The sequence below is a fragment of the Streptomyces sp. NBC_00104 genome, from assembly GCF_045160825.1.
Lineage (GTDB): Bacteria > Actinomycetota > Actinomycetes > Streptomycetales > Streptomycetaceae > Streptomyces.
Genome location: NZ_CP108215.1, coordinates 1,357,749 through 1,378,832 on the forward strand (window position 1 = coordinate 1,357,749; position 21,084 = coordinate 1,378,832).

The following is a 21,084-nucleotide window of genomic DNA, read 5'->3' on the forward strand; positions in this document are numbered from 1 at the left end:
TCACCTGACGTCGGTCCCAGGTCGGCTTCTTATACGTACGTGCTGGTGGGCGGCCCGGCGGCGAGGCGTCTGTTCCCGTGCTCGGGGTCGTGCCGGCCCTTGCGCGGTGGTCCTACGCCGCGTCGCGCGGGGCCGGTCTCACGGCCGCACGGTCAGCGGTATGCGGCGAGGCCCGTGACGGACTCGCCGACGACCAGAGTGTGGATCTCCTCGGTGCCCTCGTAGGTGAGCACCGTCTCCAGGTTGTTGGCGTGCCGTAGCACCGGGTACTCGGTGGTGATGCCGTTGGCCCCGAGGATGGTGCGGGCTGTCCGGGCGGTGTCGAGGGCGGCGCGGACGTTCGCGAGCTTGCCCAGGCTGACGTGCTCCGGGTGCAGCTGCCCGGCGTCCTTGAGCTTGCTCAGGCGCAGGGCGAGCAGCTGGGAGTGCACGAGGTCGACCTGCATGCCGGCCAGCTTCCCCTGAGTGAACTGGAAACCGCCGATCGGCCGCCCGAACTGCTCACGGGTGGTGGAGTACTCCAGCGCCGACAGGTAGCAGGTGCGGGCCGCTCCCACGACACCGCACAGGATGCCGAAACGCGCCTCGGACAGGCAGGACAGCGGCCCGCGCAGCCCGGTCACGCCCGGGAGCACCGCGGAGTCCGGCAGTCGCACGTCCTCCAGGTGCAGTTCGGCGGTGACCGACGCGCGCAGCGAGAGCTTGCTGTGGATCTCGCTGGTGGTGAAGCCGGGGGTGTCCTTGGGGACGAGGAAGCCGCGGATGCCGTCCTCGGTGCGGGCCCAGACGACGGCGATGTCGGCGATCGAGCCGTTGGTGATCCACATCTTGGTGCCGTTGAGGATCCAGTCCTCGCCGTCACACTTGGCCACGGTGCGCATGCCGCCCGGGTCGGAGCCCTGGTCGGGTTCGGTGAGCCCGAAGCAGCCGATCGCCTCACCGGAGGCAAGCTTGGGCAGCCACTCCTGCTTCTGCTCCTCCGAGCCGTAGCGGTGGATGGGGAACATGACCAGGGAGCCCTGGACGGAGACGAAGCTGCGCAGCCCCGAGTCGGCCGCCTCCAGCTCGCGGCAGGCCACCCCGTACGCGGTGGCACTGGCCCCGGCACAGCCATAGCCCTCCAGGTGCATGCCCAGGAGGCCCAGCTTGCCGATTTCCGGGCCGAGTTCGGCGGTCGGGAAGGTGCCCGCCTCGAACCAGCCGGCCACATGGTCGGTCACGCGGTCGCGGACGAAGGCGGCGACGGTGTCACGGATGAGTCGTTCGTCGTCGTCGAGTTCACTGTCCAGGTCGAGGGCGTCGACGGGGTTGAGGTGGGGCATCAGGAGTTCCTCCGGGCACCGATGAGAACGAAGAGCAGGGTCGCGGGTGAGGTGGAGCGGTTGCGCCAGGCGTGGCGGGTGCCGTTCTGCACGACGACGTCGCCCGGGGCGAGGGTGGTCTCGTTGCCGTCGTCGAGTTCGAGGACGATCTCTCCCTGGAGGAGGACGCCGTAGTCGACGGTGTCGGTGGTGTGCATGCCGGGGTGGTCCGGCTCGAACAGTTCGGCCAGGCCGGGGCTGGTGCGCAGGCGTTCGGCGACGGCCGCGGCCGGGTCGAAGTCCTCGCTCGCGTAGACCGTGTCCGGCGGGATGACCAAGTGCAGCACGCGGGTGGCACCGGACTCGGGGGCGTACGAGGTGACGGCGGGTGTCGGGTCGGTGCCGTCGAAGGGCACGGTGGGCTCGGCGGGGGTGGCCCAGACGAGGGACGAGACGAAGCCGGGGGTGTGCTTCAGTGCGTTGGTGCGGGGTGGCTGCCCGTCCTGGACGACGGCGGCTTTGCCGTCCGCCGTCCGGCCGGTGACGATTCTCCGTGGCATGGTGCGGCTCCTCGGAAGGGGAGGTGCGAGGCCGTGTGTCGGCATATCGGGCGGGCGGGTGGAGAGATGATCGCGCGGGTGCCCGAATCGGACTGACGACGAGGGGCGGCCGGGAGAGGCCGTACGGCTCGAATTGCTGAAGATGTGCGTGACTGCCTGGACTGCCGACAGCGGGTGGCGGCTCGCTGACCCGGGGCAGCGGGAAGGGAGGGACGGCGGTGTTCTCTCCGTCGTTCTCCAGCTGGTGGAGGCGTTTCGTCGGCCACTGGGCGCTGCGTGACCGGAAACTATTCGTAAGAATCCTGACCGTCAAGGGCCGTACAAAACGGTCGTACAGAACGGGCCGACGTCCCACCGAATGCCTCGCGGCACGACGGGGTTCCGTCGAAGCCCCTAGGCAGGGCGCTCCTGGTTGACCAGCCTGCCGAGCAGGACCACCAGCCGGGAGACCTCCTCGTCGTCGAGGACGGCCAGCCAGGCGTGCTCCCGGGCGGTCTGCCCCTCGATCGCCTGGTGCAGCAGGTCCAGCCCGGCCGGCGTCAGTGAGACACGGACGACCCGGCGGTCGTCGCGCTCACGGCGCCGTTCGACGAGCCCGCGCTCCTCAAGGGTGTTGAGCGCGCTGGACACACTCGCCCGGGTGGTGCCGGAGATGCGGGCGATCTCACGCTGCTCCAGATCGCCGAAGATCCACAGCGTGTTCATGATCCGGAAGCCGGCCCAGGTCATCCCGAGCGGCCGGTGTACGGCGCCTTCGAAGTCCTGGACCAGGCGGGCAACGAGCCGGGTGAGGTGGGTGACCGCCTCGACTCCTCGGATCTGGCGCTCCGCGTGGCCCAACTCCTCGTGGTGTGCCCGTACCTTGGCGGCGAACTCGCGGGAGCGCGGATGATCGACGGCGTCACCGGGGACATCCGACACGGGCAGAGCTCCCTTCAGAGGCGGCGGCGCCGTGAGAGCGCCCGGCAGATTCAGCGGCTGATCGGATTGCGCATCGTACCGGCCCCCGAAACCTCGGTCGTCAGCGTCATCCCGGGTTCCAGGTACAGCCGAGGCGTGCGCCGGACCCCGCAGCCGGCCGGGGTGCCGGTGAAGACCAGGTCGCCCGGCTCCAGGGTCACGTACCGGGACAGCCAGGAGACCAGCTCGGGGACGCTGAAGATCAGGTCCGAGGTCCGGCCGCGCTGCACCTCCAAGTCATCGACCCAGCCCGCGACCTCGATGTCGTTCGGGTCGTCGTACTCGTCGACGGTCGCCATCAGCGGCCCGCACGGGCTGAAGGTGTCGTAGGACTTGGCGAGGCTGAACTGGTTCAGCGGCTTACGCCACTGCTCCTTGCGGTCGGTGACGTCCTGGCCGGCGGTCACGCCCGCGATGTTCTGCCACACGTCCGCCTGCTCCACGGCGCGGATGGTGCGGCCGATCACCACCACGACCTCGGCCTCGAAGTCGACCTTGTCGATGCCCACGGGCACGGACACCGGCTCGTACGGGCCGGCCAGCGAGCTGGTGAACTTGGCGAAAATGCCCGGCTCGGCCGGGATGGGCATGCCCGACTCCTCGGCATGACCTCGGTAGTTGAGCGCCACACCCAGGATCTTCCCGGCGCGCGGAGAGACCGGGCCCAGGTGCTTCTCGTCGTAGACGACCAGGTCGGTGCCGGTCGCCGACTGCGCGAGGCGCCGCAGTTCGCCATGGTTCGCCAGGTCGTACAGCACGGCGGGGTCGGGGCCGAGCGCCCCGTTGCTGGCCTTCTCCACGTCGAGGGCGCGGTCGCCGACGATGATGGTGGCCCGGCCGGCGAGGTTGGCGAGCTTCATACGTGTTTCCTCCTCGGAGTTGGGATGGGTGGTCAGGACACCGTCGGCGCGGGCAGCGGGAGTTCCTCGCGCAGCGCGGCGATGTCCGGTTCGGGCTGGATACGGAAGGTATTGATCGCCATGGCCACGGTCTGGTACTGGCCGACCGTGTACACGAGATCGATGAGCTGCTCGGTGGCGAGGTGCTCGCGCAGCTCCTTCCACACGGTGTCGTCCAGGTCGGCTCCCCTGAACAGCTGATCGGTCGCGGCGAGCAGGGCCCGCTCCACGCCGCCGAACCCGGGATCGCCGGGCAGACCGAGGGCGCGGATCTCGTCGTCGGACACCCCGGCCCGGCGGGCGATACGGACGTGCTGCAACCACTCGTACTCGGCCTGGGCGAGCCAGGCGATCCGCAGGATCACCAGTTCACGGGACCTCGCGGGCAGCGTGTTCTTGCCCAGGACGTGGTTGCCGAAGACGAGGAAGCGGCGCAGCGCGTCCGGGTGGGCGGCCAGGGTCGCCCAGATGGCGTAGATCTCGCCGTCGCCGCCCCGGTACGGCCGCAAGGCTTCCAGGGCCTTGTCCGGTATGGCCTTCTCTTCCACCGGAGCCAGGCGCGGCTCGGTTACAGGCATGGCATCGCCCTTCACAGGTGACCGGCGTTGGTTCACGCCACGGACGATAGATAGATAGAACCCAGATAGTCAACAGGTTTACATTTCCGGGTTTCGTCTGTATGAATTTTGATGATTAGAACTCGATCAGACTGACCTGTCGGCAGCCGGGCCATCCCGCACCGCCACCGAGCAGGCCACACAACGACCATGGGAGGTCTCGGTGAGCATTCGCAGCCTGGGTTACCTCGGCATCGGCACCCCTGACCCCGACGGCTGGGTCGCCTACGCCAACGACGTCATCGGCACCATGCCCGTCGGGCCGCCAGGCTCCCCGGGGGAGCGGCTGCTGCGGCTGGACGAGCACCCGTACCGGTTCAGCGTCGAGAGCGCCGAGTCGGGAGGCGTCACCCGGATCGGCTGGGAGATCGGCGATCCGCCCGGCCTGGAACGGATGGCACTGCGGCTGCGCGCCCACGGAGTGGAGATCCATGAAGGGACGCCCGAGGAGTGCGCCGACCGGCAGGTCGACCGCATGGTGTGGTTCGACGGACCGTGCGCGGTGCGCACCGAACTGTTCACCGGCCGGCACCTGTCGCCCGCACCCTTCGTCTCGCCGCTCGGCGTGACGTTCGTGACCGGGGACCAGGGGATGGGGCACGTGGTCCTGAAGTCGCCCCGCGCACTGGAGGCGGTCGACTTCTACCGGAACGTCATGGGCTTCCGGCTCAGCGACGTGACCCACCTGCCGCTGGGCGGGACGTTCTACTTCATGGGCTGCAACCCCCGCCACCACAGCATCGCCTTCGTCGAGTCCCGCAAGCGCGAAGGCACGCACCACATCCTGTGCGAGGTCTCGGACATGGACGCCGTCGGCCGCGCCCACGACCGGGCCCGCACCCACAAGGTCCCACTGATGGCAACGCTCGGCCGGCACTCCAACGACCTGATGTTCTCCTTCTACATGCGCTCCCCCGCCGGCTTCGGTATCGAAGTGGGCTCCGAGGGACGGCGGGTGGACGACGAGACGTGGGTGAGCCGCGTCTATCACTCGGACATCTGGGGCCACCACCCGGTCAACGAAGGCGACGACGCGTACGCGGGAACGGAAAGGACGGCCCGATGAACCTGCTGCCGAGCTATGTACAGGACCGGTGGTACACCCCGACCGGGGACGGCACGCCGGTGTACGACGCGGTCACCGGCGAGGAGATCGCCCGGGCCTCGTCCGCGGGCATCGATATGGCGGAAGCGCTCAACCACGCGCGTACCGTCGGCGGGCCGGCGCTGCGCGCGCTCACCTTCCACCAGCGCGCCGCACTGCTCTCGGACCTCGCCGCCCATCTGCGTGGCCACCGCGAGGAGTTGTACGCCCTCTCCGCCCGGACGGGCGCGACGCCGTACGACTCGAAGTTCGACATCGACGGCGGCATCAGGGTGCTGCTTCACTACGCCGCGCTGGGGCTGCGTGAACTGCCCGGCGGAGACGAGCGGTTGGTCTACGCGGAAGGTCCGCAGGAGTCCCTGAGCCGGGACGGCAGCTTCGTCGGCGGGCACGTCTGCACGCCGCTGCGAGGTGTGGCAGTGCAGATCAACGCGTACAACTTTCCCGTGTGGGCTCCTCTGGAGAAGCTGGCCCCGGCCGTGCTCGCCGGCGTCCCCAGCCTGATCAAGCCCGCCACCCCGACCTGCGTACTGACCAGCCGGCTGGTCGAGCTGATCGTGGAGTCCGGTCTGCTGCCGCCCGGGAGTCTGCAGTACGTCTGTGGCGGCGCCGGCGACCTGCTGGACCACGTCACCGAGCAGGACCTGGTGTCCTTCACCGGCTCGGCGGCCACCGCCGAACGGCTGCGCACCCACCCGGCGGTCGTCCGGCAGGCGGTGCGCTTCAACGCCGAAGCGGATTCCGTCAACTGCTCGGTGCTCGGCCCGGACGCCATCCCCGGAACTCCTGAATTCGACCTCTACATCGATCAGTTGATCACCGAGATGACCGTGAAGGCGGGGCAGAAGTGCACCGCCATCCGCCGCGCCTTCGTCCCCGTCGACCTGATGGACGCCGTCGGTGAGGCCGCCGCGGCCCGGCTGGCAGAGGTCGTCGTGGGCAACCCGGCGGACCCGACCGTGCGCATGGGCGCGTTGGCCGGGCTCGCGCAGCGCGACGAGGTACGCCGCTGTGTGAAGACGCTCCTGGACTCCGCGCGCCTGGTCTTCGGGCACCCGGACCGGGTGGACGTCCGGGGCGCCGATGCCGAACGGGGCGCGTTCCTCTCCCCGTTGCTGCTGCGCTGCGACGACCCCGGCGCCTCCGCACCGCATGAGGTGGAGGCGTTCGGCCCGGTCAGCACGCTCATCCCCTACACGTCACCGGAGCACGTGGCCTTCCTGGCCTCCCTCGGCCGAGGCAGCCTCGCGGGGTCCGTCGTCACCGGCGACGCGGCCTTCGCCCGTGAGGTGGTCCTGGGGGTCGCGCCGTGGCACGGCAGGCTGCTGGTCCTCGACACCGAGTCCGCCAAGGCGTCCACCGGCCACGGTTCCCCGCTGCCCGCCCTGATCCACGGCGGTCCCGGGCGGGCCGGCGGCGGCGAGGAGATGGGCGGCCTCCGCAGCGTTCTGCACCACATGCAGCGCACCGCCCTCCAGGGCAGCCCGCGCATGCTGGCCACGCTCACCGGCCGCACGGCCGAGGAGCGGTGACGGGCGGGAACGACCGCCTCTGAAACCCCGTGGGAGGCCCCTACCCCTGCCTCCCACGGCGACAGGCGGCCAGGCCGGCGCCACGACGGGATGTCCGCTCACCGCACGGCGGGCATCCTGGCCGGTCCGGCCGCCGGGCAGTCACATCGGACGCGATGGCGGCTTCTCCCCTCAGTGCTGCTCCTGCCCCGCAGGCTCCAGCTCTGCGCGGCCCACTGGCACTTGTACCTTCGTGTGCCGCACCGCGTCGCCGACCAGCTCGCTCACAACGATCTTGGTTGAGCCACCCCGGCGCGCCGGGGCCCTGCGCAGAGGGGCGGCCCGCCAGAACCCCGTGGGGCCTGTTTTCGGCCCGGGCGTACCAGGAACACCAGGCACAGAGTGGCGCAGATCAGCGAAACGAGCATGATGGCCGCCATCGGCATGGCACTTGCGGTGCCGAACGCGCCGACGAGCGGTGAGGCGAGGGCGCCGAACAGGAACTGGATGCCGCCGAGCAGTGCGGAGGCGGCTCCGGACGCCTCCCGTCCGAGCGACTAGCCCATGCTCATGCTGGCCGGGAAGATGCCGCCGATACCGAAGGCGGCGAAGAAGAGGGTGACCCAGGTGCCGGCCAGGCTGCCGCCGACCGTGACCAGGAGGAGCACCTGGACCAGTACGGCGGCCACCGCGACCGCCACCGAGGCGCTCAGCAGCGTGCCCATCGTCAGTCGCCGCGAAAGCACGCCGAACACCGCACCGACGAGCAGCATGCCGCACGCGTTCACCGCGAAGACCAGGCTGTAGAGCCCGGCGGAGGTGTCGTACACCTCCTGGAAGACGAAGCTGGAGCCGGCGATGCAGGCGAAGAGCGCGGCGGCGGCGAACGCCAGCGTGAGCGTGCAGCCGAGGAAAGTTCGATGGCCGAGCAGCCGGACCATGGCGCGGAAGCTGCTGGCCACCCCGCCCTGGTGGCGCCGCTCCGGCGGGAGGGACTCGGGGACCCCCGGCAGGACTGCCAGGAGGAGCAGGGCCCCGAAGATCGCGAGTGCCACGAAGGCGAGACGCCAGCTTCCGACCGACAGCAAGGCGCCGCCGATCACCGGCGCGACGACCGGCGCCACGCTCAGCACCATGGTCAACAGCGAGAAGTAGCACGGCAGTTCGGGACCATGGAAGCGGTCGGTGAGGACCGCGCGGGCCAGCACCATGCCCGCGGCACCCGCGACGCCCTCCAGGAAGCGGGCGGTTATCAGCAGCTCGATGGTCGGGGCGAAGGCGCACACCAGCGACAGCACGGCGAACAGCGCGGTGCCGGGGACCAGCAGCCGACGGCGGCCGAGGCCGTCGCTGAGCGGGCCGATGAGCAGTTGGCCGATGACCAGCCCGGCCAGGAACGAGGTCATGGACAGCTGCACGGCCGAGTCGCTCGCGCGCAGCGTGCGGCCCATCTCCGGGAAGCCGGGGACGTACATGTCGGTGGCGAGAGGCGCGATCGCGGTCAGTGCGCCCAGCAGCGCGATCAGCGCACCGGCCCGTCGGGGCGAGGCGGTGACGACCGACGTCTCGGATGCCGGTTCGGAAGTCGTGGTGGGTACCATGAACCGCACGGTAAACTATTTGTCTACCAGTTAACAATTGGCGGCAACAATGACTTCCCCGTCGACCCCCGAGGACTTCCGCGCCATGTGGACGGCAGCACGCCCCGACCTCGACACCTCCCCCATGGATGTCGTGGGCCCCGTCAAACGCATCGAGGCGCTGCTGACCACCGCCCTGGAGCCGCTGTACGAGGGCGCCCCGCTGACCGCACCGGAGCTGGACGCTCTCGTACAACTCCGGCACGCCGAGGGCCCGGTGATCGCGCGTCGGCTCGCCGAGACCCTGGGCTGCTCCCGCGCGGCCGTCAGCAAGACACTGGCCAAGCTGGAGAAGCGCGGCTTCGTCGAGCGCCGTCCGAGCCCCGCGGACCGCCGCGCCGCCCTGGTCACCGTCACACCGGCGGGGTGCGACGCGATCGACACCATGTTCCCCCGACAGCTGGCGGCCGAGGCCGAACTGATCGACGGCCTCGGCGCGGACCGCGACCGGGTCGTGGAGGCACTGAACCTGCTGGAAGAGGCCCTTCAGCAGCGAGTGGTGAGACAACGCGCCTGACACCCCCGCCCGCGTACACGGCTGGCGGCCCCGCCTCGATGCGAGTCGCGCACAGCAGCCGGACCTGGGCGGCAGACCGGCCTGCCCTTCCGCCGGTGGCCCGCCGAAGCGACAGTCGGCCGTCATCCGGTGAATGTCTCGGCATGCCGACGGCTCTCGGCCCGCCGACCTGCCGCTCACCCTCTTCCACGCTGAACTCGCGGCCCGCCGCCCCGCGCAGGTCAGGCGCCGACACGAAGCCGTTCGATGTCGTCGAGGACCCAGGCGGCGGCGAGGGGTCCGGCCGCACTGCTCCACACGTTCCCGTCGACCAACGAAGACCTCAGCGCCGGCCTGGCGGAGCGAGTGCGCGCGTTCGTCGTCCGGCTCACACCACCGATCGCGCCGGCGGCACCGGTGACAGGACGGAATTGCGCTCCGCCATCAAGGTGTCCTCTGCCTGATGGGGTGGGGCAGCTGTTCGGAAAGCCCAGTCAGCGCCTGCGCGTCAGCCGGTCAGACCGACAGGACCACCAGCTTCTTCGCCTGCGGCAATGCTCGGCAGCACGCTTGCGGCCATCGCGCTCCCCCCGATGGCCGCGCGGTGAGGGAGCGCCCTGGAAAGGTGACGCGTCAGCCCACGCCTGCCGCGTCGAGCAGGGTGGTCACCGTGGGTGCGACGAGTCCCGTGAGCTTGTCCGCCCCGATGCCCGCGCGGGCGCTGGCGCCGTCGAAGACCAGGCTGAGCTGCCGGGCCAGCAGGTCCGGATCGGCCGCCCCGCCCCGTTCGGCCTCGACGCGGAAGAAAGTGGTCAGGTTCACCTTGACCTGATGGGCGACCCGGCTCGCGGGGTGGCTCTGGTCCTTGAGTTCGATCTGCACGGCCAGGTACCGGCAGCCTCGGAACTCGGGCGCCCCTGCCTGCGATTCCACCTGCTCGAAGACGTACAGGATCCGCTCGCGGGGCGACCGGCCGCCGTCCGCCGCAGGCAGGAGAGTTGCCACGTAGGCGGCGGCGCGCTCCTTCAGGCTCGCCGCCAGCAGTTCGTCCTTGCTCTCGAACAGTTGGTACATGGAGCGCTTCGACACCCCTGCCGCCTTGCACAGTGCCTCGACGCCGATGCCGACACCGTCTCGGTAGGTGAGCGTGGCCGCAGCCTCCAGCAGTCGCTCCCTGGGGCTCAGTTTCACTTCGGTGGTCATACCAAGAGGTTAACCCGAAGCGGACGAAATGAAAACCGATCGGTTTCCAGGGCCTGCAGGCATGGGCTCGGCGGGCCTGGGGGAAAGACCGTCGCCGAGCCATGATGGTGTGCGCGCCTGTCGTTCCCGGCAGGGCGACACACACCGGGGCCACTTCGAGTAGTGGCCCGTCCTGGGTGGTCTGCCGTTACGCCGGGGCGGCGGTTTTCCCGGGCTTCGTCTCCTCCGGGATGCGGTGCAGTCCCTTGCGGTCGTACCACCCCAGTACGCCGAAGCCGAACAGTGCGGCCGCGACGAGGCCGGCCGCCATCATGACCCAGCCCCGGGTCAGCCCCGCGTCGCCCTGGGCGTCGTAGTAGAGGATCGAGCGGATGCCGCCGGTGATCTGCCGCAGCGGCTCGAACTCCGCGAGGAAGCGGTAGAAGCCGGGCAGCGCCTCGATGGGGGTGGTGGCCCCGGACGTGGGCACCGCCATCCCGATGAAGACCAGTGTGACCACCAGCATGCCGGGCGTGCCGAAGACCGCGAGGAGGGTGAGCGCGCCGATCCCGGTGACGGCGATGGCGCACACCGAGTACAGCCACAGCAGGGGCAGGTGGGCGGCGTCCATGCCCATGATGCCGACCGCGCCGGCCATGACCAGGGTGCCCATCGGCAGGGACAGGGCGGCCGTGAGGGTGCTGCTGATGGTGAGGGTCTGGACCCGGGTGGCCCGGATGAGCGGGCGGTGCAGGCGCAGGGGGCCCATGTCGTTGTGGGTGTAGCCGAGGGCGTGGTCGACCTGGCCGCTGATGACGTTGGCGGAGAGCATGCCGACGACCACGAGGGTGAGCGCGTAGTAGAACGCCGTCAGGCCCAGGCCGCTGTGCGAGTCGAGGGGGTGGCCGTCCTCGACTCGGACGGCGGCCGGGTCGGTGAGCAGGACGCGTGCCGCGGCGGGCAGCTTCGCCTGCCCGGGTCCGATCTGGGCGGCCAGTTCCCTGCCCACCTGGAGCGAGGCGTTCTCGGCCGCCTGGGTCGTCGCCGTCCGGGCCAGGCCGGAGCCCAGGCTGCCGGCGGACTGGTTGGTCAGCACTGTCAGGGTCGGGTGGGCCGGGGTCCCGGTGGGCACGGTGCCGGTCAGTGCGGTGCCGGTCAGTGCGGTGGCGGAGGTGGTGAAGTCGGCGGGCACGACGAGCGCGCCGAACAGTTTGCCCTTGCCGAGCTCGTCCTTCATCTCCTTCTCGTCCATCACCTTCCAGTCGATCCTGTCCCCGCTCGCGGTCGACTTCTTGATCGACTCGGTGATCTGCGCCCCGAGGTTGACCTGCTTGCCGCCGACGGCGGCTCCCTCGTCGGCGTTGACCAGGCCGACGGGCAGGTTCTTCATGTGATCTACGGGATCGATGTTCGCGCCGACGTAGAACACGGCGAACAGCAGCGCGAGTACGCCTGTGATGACGCCGTTCGCGATCCACAGAGGCTTGGCGCGCAGGACGCGGAAGGGGTGAGTGCCACTCATGACGTACGTGTCTCTCGGTCGGTGGACGCGGGGCGTTTCGCCGGGGGCTGCCAGCCGCCGGTGACTTCCTTGACGGGCTTGTGGGGGAAGCGGCGACGGGCGTACTCCTGCGCGTGCGAGCCCGGCAGGACGTAGAGGGTTTCCTTCTTCGATCCATCAGAAGGGCCCTGCCCCAATCCGGCCCACCCCCTCTTCGCAGTGCGGCCCGCGGTCGGCACGCACGGCCGCGCCGTCAGCGACAGGACGCCCGGGGAGGCCGACGCCGGGCGAAACCAATGAGCGGGCGCCTGTCGCGCGGGCCGCACCCTGCGAGCGGGGTGCCGGTGCCATGGAGACGCCCCGCCAGGGCTCACTACCGACCACCCTTCTGCCTCGCGGGCGCAACAATGGTGGCGACGGTTCGACCGCCATGCGCGCGGAAGCCCGACCGCGCACCCTCCGGCAGCGAATCCCCCCGTGCCTCTCCCACGTTTCGCGGCCACCCGAGACCGTGCGGTGCGGATCTCGGCGTGCAGTACTCCAGCCCATGACATCGCGCTGTTCTGGGACGGGGCCTTGCCCGACCGTCCCCCCTGGACACTTGTGCAGACCCACCGTCCACCCACAGAACGGCTGGTGCCCTGCCGCTCGGCGCGCCCGACGAGGGGCGACATGGCCGACAAGACCCGGGGTCGGTCTGCCGGGGTTCCGGCTGGTCCGCCATGACGGCGCGGTCGGAACGCCTGCCAGGCGCCGTGTCCCGGTCAATTGCCGCCGGTCCGGCTCTGGCCGGCGAACGTGGTCAGGTTCAGCCTTGTCACCGCCCGGGCCAGACCCGGGGCCTGGTCGGCGCGCCGGTCGGTGAGTGCGGTGATCCGCCCGGCGTAGGCCTTCCGCGATCGTGGCGCGAGAGCACCAGCCTCAGATACCCCGTGGGCGGCCGGCGCCGCGCCGCCCGGCTCCGCCCGACCAGGCCTACCAGGCCTACCAGGCCTACCAGGCCACCCTCTCGTGTGTGTTCGTGCGATCCGACCTGAAGCGAACCGTCAGCGCCCAACCCACAGGATGGGCTGCGGTCGTCTGCTCCCGATGTGGGTCAGAGGTCGAGGACCAAGCGGTCGCCCTTGGCCCGGGAGACGCAGATCATCATGGTGTCGCCTGCGGCGCGCTCCTGGGTGTCCAGGACCGAGTCGCGGTGGTCGATCTCCCCGGACAACACCTTCGTCTCGCAGGTTCCGCAGATTCCCTCCTCGCACGATGTCATCACCGGCACACCGGCACCTTCGACGGCCTCGAGGATGGACATGTCCTCAGAGATCGTCAGCGTCCTGCCGGACTGGGCGAGTTCGACCTCGAAGGTCGTGAGCGGCCCGGCGGTGGCGTCCTTCTTCGGGGCGAAGCGCTCCAGGTGCAGAGATCCGCTCGGCCACTTCTCGCAGCCGGCCTCGATCGCCGCAAGCAGCGGTTCCGGTCCGCAGGCGTAGACGGCTGTCCTGCGTTGCGGCTTGCCGAGTAGCGAAGCCAGGTCCAGCAGCCCGTATTCATCCTGCGGCCGCAGGCTCACCCGTTCTCCGTATGCCCGCTGCAGGGTCTCACCGAACGCCATCGAAGCTCGGGTGCGGCCCCCGTAGAGGAGGCGCCAGTCGGCGCGGGTCGCGTTGACGGCTGCCAGCATGGGCAGGATGGGGGTGATCCCGATTCCGCCCGCGATGAACAAGTACTTTTTGGCCTTCACGAGCGGAAAGTGGTTGCGTGGCCCGCGGATACGCACCTGCTCGCCTTCTGTGAGCACCTCGTGCACGTAGCTCGACCCGCCGCGGCTTTCCGGTTCACGCAGCACCGCGACCTGGAGGCGGGACCGGTCCGCCGGGTCCCCGCAGAGTGAATACTGCCTGACCAGGTCGGCTCGCAGTATCAGATCGATGTGGGCTCCCGGCTGCCATTCCGGCAGCGGACGGCCTTCCGGGTCCCGCAGCGTCAGCAGCACGACACCTTCGGCCATCGTTTCCTTGCGTTCCAACACGAGGTCGAGCTCGACTTCGGTGCTGAGAGTGCTCATGATCCGCCTTTCAACTCTCACAGTGATGATTCGGTGATGGGTTCTTCCTGACCGATCAGGACGGGAAGCAACGGCCGAAGTCGCGCAGCAGTCGGGGGGAGCCGTGCAGCTTGATCTGCCGACGTACAAGTGCCCACGCCAGCAGTGACGGCTTGGCGAGGAAACGCAGCCAGGTGCGCGTGTCGGCGGTGATCCTGAGATCCGGCTCACCGTGATGTCCGTCGGAGACGTCGAGTTCGCGGTCGCGGATGGTCACGGTGATCTGCCGGGACTCGTCGCCGGTGAAGGTGAAGTGGTAGGTGGCGGACATGTCCTTGGCCTGTTCGCGCTGAAAGATCAGCGGCAGGCCTTCCACGAGACCGTCGATGCTGTTCGCTCGCAGGCTCATCGCCACATGCTTCGTGCTCTTGTTCGGGAACCGATTGGCCACGTGCTGCTCGGCGTCGGAACCCGGGACGACGTAGACGGTCTCCTCCTTGTCCAGCAGGGGGCGCACGACCTGGGTCAGATGTGCCTTGCGATCGTCCAGCCAGGGGCCGATGACGTCCTCGCCGGCCGGGCAGACCGACATGCAGTAGGCGGCTTTGTAATTGGCGCCGAAGGACAGGCTCTGCCACATGGAGGCGCTCTCGCTGTCGCTCACTCGCGAGCGGTAGTCGTGTGCGTTACGGCTTTCTGCGACCTGTTCGGCCCAGTCGCCGAAGCCACCCATGAACTCGCGGTAGTTGTGCGTGTAGCAGGCGGAGAAGTTGAAGTGACCGTCGGAGGCGATCGCCCCGGTCGGGCAGGCTGTCACGCACAGCTTGCATTCCAGGCAGGGGTTGTACTCGATAGGGCGTGTGTATTCGCTGACCTCAGCGTCGATGAGGACGGTGCCCAACAGGATGAAGTTGCCGAATTTGGGGTGGATGACGTTGCGGTGGATACCCATCTTGCCGAGCCCGGCCGCCACGGCGACCGGCTTGTGCGAGACGACCCACGCCTTCCTGGGGAACTTGTCCATCTCCATCGGAAAACCCATCGCGGGGTTGATGGCGCGCACGCCCATCGCCTCCAGCTTGCCCACCACTTCCCGGCCGACCTCGTTGGAGTGGTCGCCGGTGTGATGGAACTCCAGGTTGGCGACCGAGCGCGCGGGAGTGCGGATGTTCTCCCGGTTCATTCGGGACACGATGCTGATCAACGTTCGGACGCCCGGCAGCGCGGCGTCCAGATCCTCTCGCTGGTCGGCGATGTCCGGCCGGCCGATCTCGACGAAGCCGACGTCGTCCGCACCCGCGTCGAGACACAGCTGGCGCAGCCACGACGCATCCAGCGGCTCGGCGGGCCGGGCGGCGGCGCGGTCGCGTCGGCGGGCTTGGACGACGGTGGGATGGTCTTCGAGCTTGTTCTTGGCCATCGAGCGTCACCTCACGGGGCGGGGTACTTGCAAGTTTCATGAAGCAACTCGAACCCTAGCCGGGTGAGTTTCATGAAGCAACTTGCGGTCGGGCTGTGATCATTCCGCCGAGCCTTCCGCTGGATGCGAGTACAGCCGACCGGCCCAGAAGGGGAGTTCGGCATGCTGCGTTCACCGAACCGCGAGAACGGCCTGCACTCCTAGCAGTTACGGCAGCAATAGGAGGTGCGCCCTGATGGTTCACGCCCGGCGGGCAGGGGTGGGAGATGCCGCTGGAGTTCGTCATCCGGTCGGCCGTCCACCACCACTTCTGCCACAGAGGGCGGAAGGCCGGCTTACCGCGGCGTCGGCAAAGCACTCCGGCGGGATGTCGAATCGGATCCCCGGCGAGAGGGTGACGATGTATCAGGCGTCGGCGTGAACTCCGACTGCGAGCCGTTCTTCGCGCGCACTCCAGGGGCGAACCGACCAGCAAGGTCCACCTCACCGCTGACGGGAAGTGCCGCCCACCGGGATGGCGTTCGTCCTGACTGGAAAGACAGGTCACCGACAGCGCGCAGTTCAACCCCGCCTGGGCAAAGAGCGGATCTGCCGGCCCGTCGGCCGCCCCCGCATCGGTCCAGACGGCGATCGAACCGGTGATGACGCGTACTCGGCAGACGCAAACCGGCGGTGGCCCGCCCGTCAGTCGCGCTGCAGATCTCCCCCAGGGAGAGGATCATCGTTGAAGCGTCAACCGCGTGCCGCGATGACGTGGAGCAGGCCTCACGCGGGCCACCCGCTGACAGGGACTCGGCACGCGCCCCAGCTGGTGGTGGCGAGTCCATCGAGGAACATTTCGGATGTCAGGCCGGCGAGTCGGTGAGTGCTGGGCCGGGGAGCAGGTGAACGGCGTCCGGGCCCACCGTTTGTCCGCATTCGGTGCACACGAGCCGTTCCCGAACGTTGCCCCCGCATCCCGCATGGCTGGCGATCCGCGGCGGACCGGCCGGATCCCCGGCGTGCTCATCGCCCCAGTGCATCAAGGCGAGCACGGCAGTGAGCAGGTCCTTGGCCTTGCTCGTCGGCCAGTACTCATAGCGGGCGGGCCGCTCCTGGTAACAGACCCGATCCAGCAGCCCCTCGTCGACCAGCTTGGAGAGGCGGTTGGCAAGCACATTGCGGGCGATACCGAGACTGTCCTGAAATTCCTCGAACCGGCGCAGCCCAAGCTGCGCGTCGCGAATGATCAGCAAGGTCCAGCGCTCGCCCACAACCTCCAGAGTCCTGGCGATGGAGCACAGTTGACTGTCGTATGTTTGGCCCAACATGCTGCGAATTTAGCACGTTGCGTCAAGCAACTGACCGCTGCGAGGGGTGAGGTCGCTCGCCTCTCGAGACGGGCGGCGAGCGCAGCGGCTCGTTCTGTGACCGACGAGTCCGCGGAAGGTCAGCGCCCGCGTCGGGTCACCGGGGCAGGCATCTCCCCGGGGCCGGGTGACCACGGCGCTCCGGGGGGATCAGGCCACCGCGTTCAACAGGTCGGCCAGCACGTCGGGGCTTTCCAGAGCGATGAAGTGGTCCGCTCCCGGCACCTGGGTGAAGTCGGCAGCGGACAGCAGCTGCCTGTTGGCTTGCCGGTCCGAGGGCCGGGACCAGTCGTTCTCCCCGTAGACGAGGTGGACGGGGGCCTTGACCTCGGGGTAGCGCGAGCGGGCCGCGATGAGGCTGGGCATGTTCCGGTACAGAGCGCGGACGACGGTCGGGTAGCCGGGACGCCTGCCCACCTGGAGGAGCTCGTCCAGGTAGTCGTCCCGGAAGGCGGTCTTGTCACCCACGCCGCCCTGAAGGATTCCGCGAAGAATGGGCCTGGGCTCCTGCTGGGCGATCACCGGTCCCACCCCCGGAGCGATGATCCCGCCGATCACTACACGGGCGAGGAGGCTGGAGCGGGCGATTCCATCGCGGTAGTCGTACGCGTTCACCGCGACAACGCGTCGTACCCGCTCCGGGAGATCGGCCGCCGTGGTCAGGGCGAGTACCGCACCCAGCGACTCCCCGACCAGAGTCACATCATGAAGGTCGAGTTCGGTCAGGAGCCGCTCGACGCCCGCGCGCAGCGCCGGCTCGTCGTACGACGCACCGGGCACGATCTCGGAGTAGCCCATCCCCGGCAGGTCGAGGGCGTACACGGTGTACCGCTCCGCGACCAGCGGGATGAGATGGCGGAAGTGCTCGGCCTGCGTGCGCACGGTGTGCAGAAGGACCAAGGGGGCACCCGCGCCCGCCTTGAGGTAGCGCAGCGTCCCCTCACGGCTGCGGCGCCCCGCGCGCGGGGCGAGGGTGTGACTGGCGGTCCCCGGAATGTGGATCGTGGGACCTGAATCGAGGCTGGGCATCTCGCCGACTCCTGGCGTGTGAGTTGTGGATGGGGTGATGCGGGTGTGGGTCCGGGCCGGGAGGGGTGACGTCGAGGTCGCGCGGTCTGCGGCCCCTGCCGCGCTCTACTTCGCCAGCTGGGCGTACAGCCCGGCCAGGTCGCCGGCGAGACCTGCCTTGACCTGCCGCGAGATGTCATCGGCGAGCACCTCGTACGCGCCCGCCTCAACCCCGTCGAGGGCGAGTGCGGCGACGTCACGGGGGGCGGACTTGGGTGCGTCGACGCCGGCCGCCAGGTCGGTGTCCACGTATCCCACGTGCAGCCCCGTGACAGCGATGCCGCGCGGCTGAAGCTCCAGTCGCAGGGAGTTGGTCTGCGACCACAGGGCGGCCTTGGAGGCGCTGTAGGAGCCACTGAGGGCCAGCCAGGAGAGCACGGAGTGCACGTTCAGGAGGTGGCCGCCGCCGTTGCGCTCGATGACCGGCACGAAGGCCCGGGTGACCAGGAGCGGGCCGTAGAAGTTGGTCTCGAACTCCCGGCGTACGTCGTCGACCGGGGAGTCGAGGAAGGACGCGCCGACCGCGGCACCGGCGTTGTTGATCAGTACGGTGACGTCTTCCGCCTGTGCGGCGGCCGCCGCCACGGAAGCCGGGTCGGTGACCTCCAGCGCCACCGGGACCGCATCGGGGTGCGTCACGGCGCGCGCGTCGCGGGCCGTGGCGTAAACCTTGCCGGCACCGCGCGCGTACAGCTCCTCCACCAGCGCCTTGCCTATACCACGGCTGCCACCGGTGACGAAGACGTTGGCGCCCTTCAATGCGGTCATGACTACCTCCACAGAATGAGAAACCGATCGGTTTCCGCCATAGTAAACCGATCGGTTTTCGAACGCAAGGTCAGGCAGGAACTGCTGCCCGGACCGGACAGCGGTGAACTCAGGTCGATCCGCGATCAGGGAACCGCCGCCCGGCCGGCCAGGCCGGACACATTTCGCCCTCGGGGTTCCGGCGAAGCCGGGCGGAGGGCCGTCATGGAGCTAAGCAATCCAGGATCTTCAGGTCGACCGCGATCTCGCTGGTCTCGGCGAGGGGGGCGGAGGTCGCGGCGCATCCTGGCCCGGCCGGCGATGCCGAAGGCATCCTTCGTGCCCAACACACCCGCATCCACCTGGAGCGACGCACCGCCGAAGGAAAGGGAAGACGCGAGGTCATGCGCTGCCTGAAACGCTACGCAGCCCGCGAGGTGTATCTCCTGATCCGCGATGACATGATCACGCGCCCCCAGCAGCCCGATCCTTCAGCAACCCTGGTGGCCGCAGCTTGACGAACACAGGGGCATCCGTTCGACCACCAGCCTCAACGGCGCCCTGAACGACAGCAGATCGAGCATGGGTGGTTCCGGCGCCCCGGTTGCCGGCTGGATGTGCGGGAGTCCGCGTGCTGCCGCGCGCAGGGCCACCGCTGCCTCCGTGCGCGCCAAGGAGGCGCCGGGGCAACGGTGACGACCGGCACCGAAGGCCAGATGGTGGCGGACGTTCGGTCGGCGCAAGCACATCCGTTCCGGCTCCGGAAAGATCTCCGGATCGGATCCGCTGCCCATGAGCATCAGCAGCAACGGTGCGCGAGCCGGCAGTCGCACCCCGCCCAGTCGAGTGGCCTGCGCGGTCACGCGCCGCCACGTGGTCACCGGCGGCTCTCGCCGAAGGATCTCTTCCACCCACGCCTCGGCCAGGCCCTCCTCTCCCGCCAGCCGCGCCCACATACCGGGCTCGGCCAGCGCCCGGCGCAACACGGTGGCTATGAGCTGCCCGGTCGTGGACTGCCCGGCGATGAGGACGAAGAAGCACGCGGCGACCGCCGTCTCGACATCCAGTGGTCTGCCATCGGGTAGCCGGTGGCGAGCGAGCGCCCCGATGAACGACTCGGCAGGGGCTGTGCCGCTACGCACGGTCCCGGTGAGCCACTGGTGGAAGTCCGCGACGAGTGCCGCCGGCTCCAGTTGGCGCTGGAGTGGGTTCCTTCCCCAGAACAACTCCAGTGCGGCGTCGCTCCAGCGGATCAGAGTGGCCGGCGCAATGCCCTGGACACCGAGGAGTTCCATCAACACCCGGCACGGCAGAACCTGCGCGAACGAGGGGAACAGATCGCAGCCACCGGTGGATTCGAGTTGGCCACGCGCTCCGTCGAGCAGTTCGTCGGCTACGGCATCGATCATCGGTACGGCGGCTTGGACACGCTGGGCGTTGAAAAAGCGCGTGACCACTCGACGCAGTCCAAGGTGGCTCGGGGTCCCGTTGTTGGCGAGCGCGGGTGGAAGGGTGAATCCGGCGCGGGCGAGGACGCGCAGGACTGATACGGGCAGCGGGGTGACAGCGTGCTGGGCGTTGTCCGGGAGGAACCGTTCCGTATCGAGCAGGACCCGGCGTATGTCCTGGTGACGGCTGACCAGCCACAGACCGGTGGCAGGGTCGTAGTGGACAGGCGACTCGGATCGCAGGCGATCCAGCCAGGGGTAGGGGTCGCGAACGAAGGGGTCACCGAACAGGTCGAGCAGATCGAGAAGATCAGGGCTGTGGGAAGGTTCCGGAGTGGTCGCCGAGTCGCGCCCGGCTCCTCCGGTACCGGATTCGAGGGCGTTGAGAGCCGGGGAGGTCACGGCGGGAAGCTAGCACGCGCGCGACACGGCCCCGCATCGGTTGTGCGCGGCATCACTCGGTACTCCGCCGTTCAACTCGCGGTGGTCCAAGCGGCCGGTCGGTGGCCTGGACCACACGAAGCGACAGCCCCAGGCAGAGTGTCACTCTTCGACGAGGCGCCGTAGCTCAGGGAGCAGTTCTTCGATGTCCTGTCCCGTGCGGAACGCGACGACGGTGGTCCCCGCTCCTCTCTCCAGCGGGGAGCCCGGCGCCGGAAAGAGCGAGAGTACTTCCCGCATCGCCTCGTCGACCTCCGTGACAGGGTCGGCGGACTCCCCTCGCAGCCACCGCCGTAGCACGTGATTGTGGGCCGCAACGACGGACGCTGCCATGAGTTCGGCTCTCAGCGACGCCGACTCCGTCGGATCTCCCATCCAGTCCGCGATGAACTCGCGGAACAGCCGCTGATACCGGGCCACACTCGCGATCTCCCGGTCACGCAGGGCGCCCACCGAGCTGGTGAGCACGTACCGGCGGCGAGCCAGTTCACCTTCGTCGATGTAGTGCAGCAGGACCAGGCGCACCGCGTCGGAGACCGCGACCAGGGCGGTGCTGTGGCTGGAGGTCGCCAGCCGGTCCCTGATCAGATCCAGCAACCGGTCATGGTCGGGAAAGACGACCGCTTCCTTGGACCCGTAGTGCCGGAAGAACGTCGTCCGTCCCACTCCCGCTCGTTCGGCGATGTCGTCGACGGTGGTCTGCTCGTATCCGCGCTCGTCGAAGAGGGCGAACGCGGCGTCCGCGAGTCGCGTTCGCGCAGGTGACTTGCTCATGACCGGACATCCTTCCCCGTTACCAGC

Annotated in this window: 18 protein-coding genes; 3 read left to right on the forward strand and 15 right to left on the reverse strand. The window is 69.2% G+C overall.

Annotated features, from left to right (window positions below; genetic code table 11):
- Window positions 1-152: 152 nt before the first annotated feature.
- The 5 genes from OG272_RS05825 to OG272_RS05845 form a co-directional block, all read right to left on the reverse strand.
- The gene (locus OG272_RS05825) at window positions 153-1,322 is read right to left on the reverse strand and encodes an acyl-CoA dehydrogenase family protein (RefSeq protein WP_327730933.1); all 1,170 of its coding nucleotides are present in this window, start codon (window positions 1,320-1,322) and stop codon (window positions 153-155) included.
- Window positions 1,322-1,861: a cupin domain-containing protein gene (locus OG272_RS05830; RefSeq protein ID WP_327730932.1), complete on the reverse strand. Its 540-nt coding sequence runs from the start codon at window positions 1,859-1,861 to the stop codon at window positions 1,322-1,324. Before OG272_RS05830 ends, OG272_RS05825 begins: the two co-directional genes overlap by 1 nt.
- 393 nt (window positions 1,862-2,254) lie before the next feature.
- A complete protein-coding gene (locus OG272_RS05835) occupies window positions 2,255-2,782 on the reverse strand; it encodes a MarR family winged helix-turn-helix transcriptional regulator (RefSeq protein WP_327730931.1) in 528 nt (175 codons plus the stop codon).
- A 50-nt stretch (window positions 2,783-2,832) separates the two neighbouring features.
- A complete protein-coding gene (locus tag OG272_RS05840; RefSeq protein ID WP_327730930.1) occupies window positions 2,833-3,681 on the reverse strand; it encodes a fumarylacetoacetate hydrolase family protein in 849 nt (282 codons plus the stop codon).
- A 32-nt stretch (window positions 3,682-3,713) separates the two neighbouring features.
- The gene (locus OG272_RS05845) at window positions 3,714-4,298 is read right to left on the reverse strand and encodes a carboxymuconolactone decarboxylase family protein (RefSeq protein WP_327730929.1); all 585 of its coding nucleotides are present in this window, start codon (window positions 4,296-4,298) and stop codon (window positions 3,714-3,716) included.
- A gap of 202 nt (window positions 4,299-4,500) precedes the next feature.
- Between OG272_RS05845 and OG272_RS05850 the strand changes: the two genes are divergently transcribed.
- Both OG272_RS05850 and paaZ read left to right on the forward strand, forming a co-directional pair.
- The gene (locus OG272_RS05850; RefSeq protein WP_327730928.1) at window positions 4,501-5,403 is read left to right on the forward strand and encodes a VOC family protein; all 903 of its coding nucleotides are present in this window, start codon (window positions 4,501-4,503) and stop codon (window positions 5,401-5,403) included.
- Window positions 5,400-6,974 carry a phenylacetic acid degradation bifunctional protein PaaZ gene (gene paaZ, locus OG272_RS05855; RefSeq protein WP_405892753.1) on the forward strand — a complete coding sequence of 525 codons (1,575 nt, stop codon included), beginning with the start codon at window positions 5,400-5,402 and terminating at the stop codon, window positions 6,972-6,974. The genes OG272_RS05850 and paaZ overlap by 4 nt, the downstream gene beginning before the upstream one ends.
- A 536-nt stretch (window positions 6,975-7,510) precedes the next feature.
- Here paaZ and OG272_RS05860 read toward each other — a convergent pair.
- Complete coding sequence (locus OG272_RS05860) at window positions 7,511-8,554, reverse strand: multidrug effflux MFS transporter (protein WP_405892754.1); 1,044 nt, start codon at window positions 8,552-8,554, stop codon at window positions 7,511-7,513.
- Window positions 8,555-8,603: 49 nt separating this feature from the next.
- On the opposite strand from OG272_RS05860, the gene OG272_RS05865 reads away from it, so the two are divergent.
- Complete coding sequence (locus OG272_RS05865) at window positions 8,604-9,110, forward strand: MarR family winged helix-turn-helix transcriptional regulator (RefSeq protein ID WP_405892755.1); 507 nt, start codon at window positions 8,604-8,606, stop codon at window positions 9,108-9,110.
- Window positions 9,111-9,722: 612 nt separating this feature from the next.
- On the opposite strand, the gene OG272_RS05870 is transcribed toward OG272_RS05865, so the two are convergent.
- The 9 genes from OG272_RS05870 to OG272_RS05910 all read right to left on the reverse strand — a co-directional run bounded on the left by OG272_RS05870 (window position 9,723) and on the right by OG272_RS05910 (window position 21,057).
- Window positions 9,723-10,292, reverse strand: coding sequence for a TetR/AcrR family transcriptional regulator (locus tag OG272_RS05870; protein WP_405892757.1), 570 nt, complete (start codon window positions 10,290-10,292; stop codon window positions 9,723-9,725).
- Window positions 10,293-10,479: 187 nt separating this feature from the next.
- Window positions 10,480-11,793, reverse strand: a complete 1,314-nt coding sequence (locus OG272_RS05875) for an SNG1 family protein (RefSeq protein ID WP_405892758.1) — start codon at window positions 11,791-11,793, stop codon at window positions 10,480-10,482.
- Between the two features lie 1,075 nt (window positions 11,794-12,868).
- Window positions 12,869-13,831, reverse strand: a complete 963-nt coding sequence (locus tag OG272_RS05880) for a PDR/VanB family oxidoreductase (RefSeq protein WP_328222497.1) — start codon at window positions 13,829-13,831, stop codon at window positions 12,869-12,871.
- Window positions 13,832-13,886: 55 nt separating this feature from the next.
- Window positions 13,887-15,230, reverse strand: coding sequence for an SCP2 sterol-binding domain-containing protein (locus OG272_RS05885; protein WP_326584547.1), 1,344 nt, complete (start codon window positions 15,228-15,230; stop codon window positions 13,887-13,889).
- An 845-nt stretch (window positions 15,231-16,075) separates the two neighbouring features.
- A complete protein-coding gene (locus OG272_RS05890) occupies window positions 16,076-16,540 on the reverse strand; it encodes a winged helix-turn-helix transcriptional regulator (RefSeq protein WP_405892760.1) in 465 nt (154 codons plus the stop codon).
- Between the two features lie 189 nt (window positions 16,541-16,729).
- Window positions 16,730-17,608 (reverse strand): alpha/beta fold hydrolase, encoded by an 879-nt coding sequence (locus OG272_RS05895; protein ID WP_405892762.1) that lies wholly within the window; start codon window positions 17,606-17,608, stop codon window positions 16,730-16,732.
- A 105-nt stretch (window positions 17,609-17,713) separates the two neighbouring features.
- Complete coding sequence (locus tag OG272_RS05900; RefSeq protein ID WP_405892764.1) at window positions 17,714-18,415, reverse strand: SDR family oxidoreductase; 702 nt, start codon at window positions 18,413-18,415, stop codon at window positions 17,714-17,716.
- Window positions 18,416-18,885: 470 nt separating this feature from the next.
- Window positions 18,886-20,244, reverse strand: a complete 1,359-nt coding sequence (locus OG272_RS05905) for a cytochrome P450 (RefSeq protein ID WP_405892766.1) — start codon at window positions 20,242-20,244, stop codon at window positions 18,886-18,888.
- 141 nt (window positions 20,245-20,385) lie between these two features.
- Window positions 20,386-21,057: a TetR/AcrR family transcriptional regulator gene (locus OG272_RS05910; protein ID WP_326584542.1), complete on the reverse strand. Its 672-nt coding sequence runs from the start codon at window positions 21,055-21,057 to the stop codon at window positions 20,386-20,388.
- Window positions 21,058-21,084 lie beyond the last annotated feature (27 nt).

What these genes read in the sequence shown, in the direction of transcription:
- OG272_RS05845 (WP_327730929.1), bottom strand. Translation starts at nt 4,298, where the DNA reads ATGCCTGTAACCGAGCCGCGCCTGGCTCCGGTGGAAGAGAAGGCCATA.
- OG272_RS05830 (WP_327730932.1), bottom strand. Translation starts at nt 1,861, where the DNA reads ATGCCACGGAGAATCGTCACCGGCCGGACGGCGGACGGCAAAGCCGCC.
- OG272_RS05910 (WP_326584542.1), bottom strand. Translation starts at nt 21,057, where the DNA reads ATGAGCAAGTCACCTGCGCGAACGCGACTCGCGGACGCCGCGTTCGCC.
- OG272_RS05865 (WP_405892755.1), top strand. Translation starts at nt 8,604, where the DNA reads ATGACTTCCCCGTCGACCCCCGAGGACTTCCGCGCCATGTGGACGGCA.
- OG272_RS05890 (WP_405892760.1), bottom strand. Translation starts at nt 16,540, where the DNA reads ATGTTGGGCCAAACATACGACAGTCAACTGTGCTCCATCGCCAGGACT.
- OG272_RS05840 (WP_327730930.1), bottom strand. Translation starts at nt 3,681, where the DNA reads ATGAAGCTCGCCAACCTCGCCGGCCGGGCCACCATCATCGTCGGCGAC.
- OG272_RS05885 (WP_326584547.1), bottom strand. Translation starts at nt 15,230, where the DNA reads ATGGCCAAGAACAAGCTCGAAGACCATCCCACCGTCGTCCAAGCCCGC.
- OG272_RS05875 (WP_405892758.1), bottom strand. Translation starts at nt 11,793, where the DNA reads ATGAGTGGCACTCACCCCTTCCGCGTCCTGCGCGCCAAGCCTCTGTGG.
- OG272_RS05825 (WP_327730933.1), bottom strand. Translation starts at nt 1,322, where the DNA reads ATGCCCCACCTCAACCCCGTCGACGCCCTCGACCTGGACAGTGAACTC.
- OG272_RS05870 (WP_405892757.1), bottom strand. Translation starts at nt 10,292, where the DNA reads ATGACCACCGAAGTGAAACTGAGCCCCAGGGAGCGACTGCTGGAGGCT.
- OG272_RS05895 (WP_405892762.1), bottom strand. Translation starts at nt 17,608, where the DNA reads ATGCCCAGCCTCGATTCAGGTCCCACGATCCACATTCCGGGGACCGCC.
- OG272_RS05880 (WP_328222497.1), bottom strand. Translation starts at nt 13,831, where the DNA reads ATGAGCACTCTCAGCACCGAAGTCGAGCTCGACCTCGTGTTGGAACGC.
- OG272_RS05900 (WP_405892764.1), bottom strand. Translation starts at nt 18,415, where the DNA reads ATGACCGCATTGAAGGGCGCCAACGTCTTCGTCACCGGTGGCAGCCGT.
- OG272_RS05860 (WP_405892754.1), bottom strand. Translation starts at nt 8,554, where the DNA reads ATGGTACCCACCACGACTTCCGAACCGGCATCCGAGACGTCGGTCGTC.
- paaZ (WP_405892753.1), top strand. Translation starts at nt 5,400, where the DNA reads ATGAACCTGCTGCCGAGCTATGTACAGGACCGGTGGTACACCCCGACC.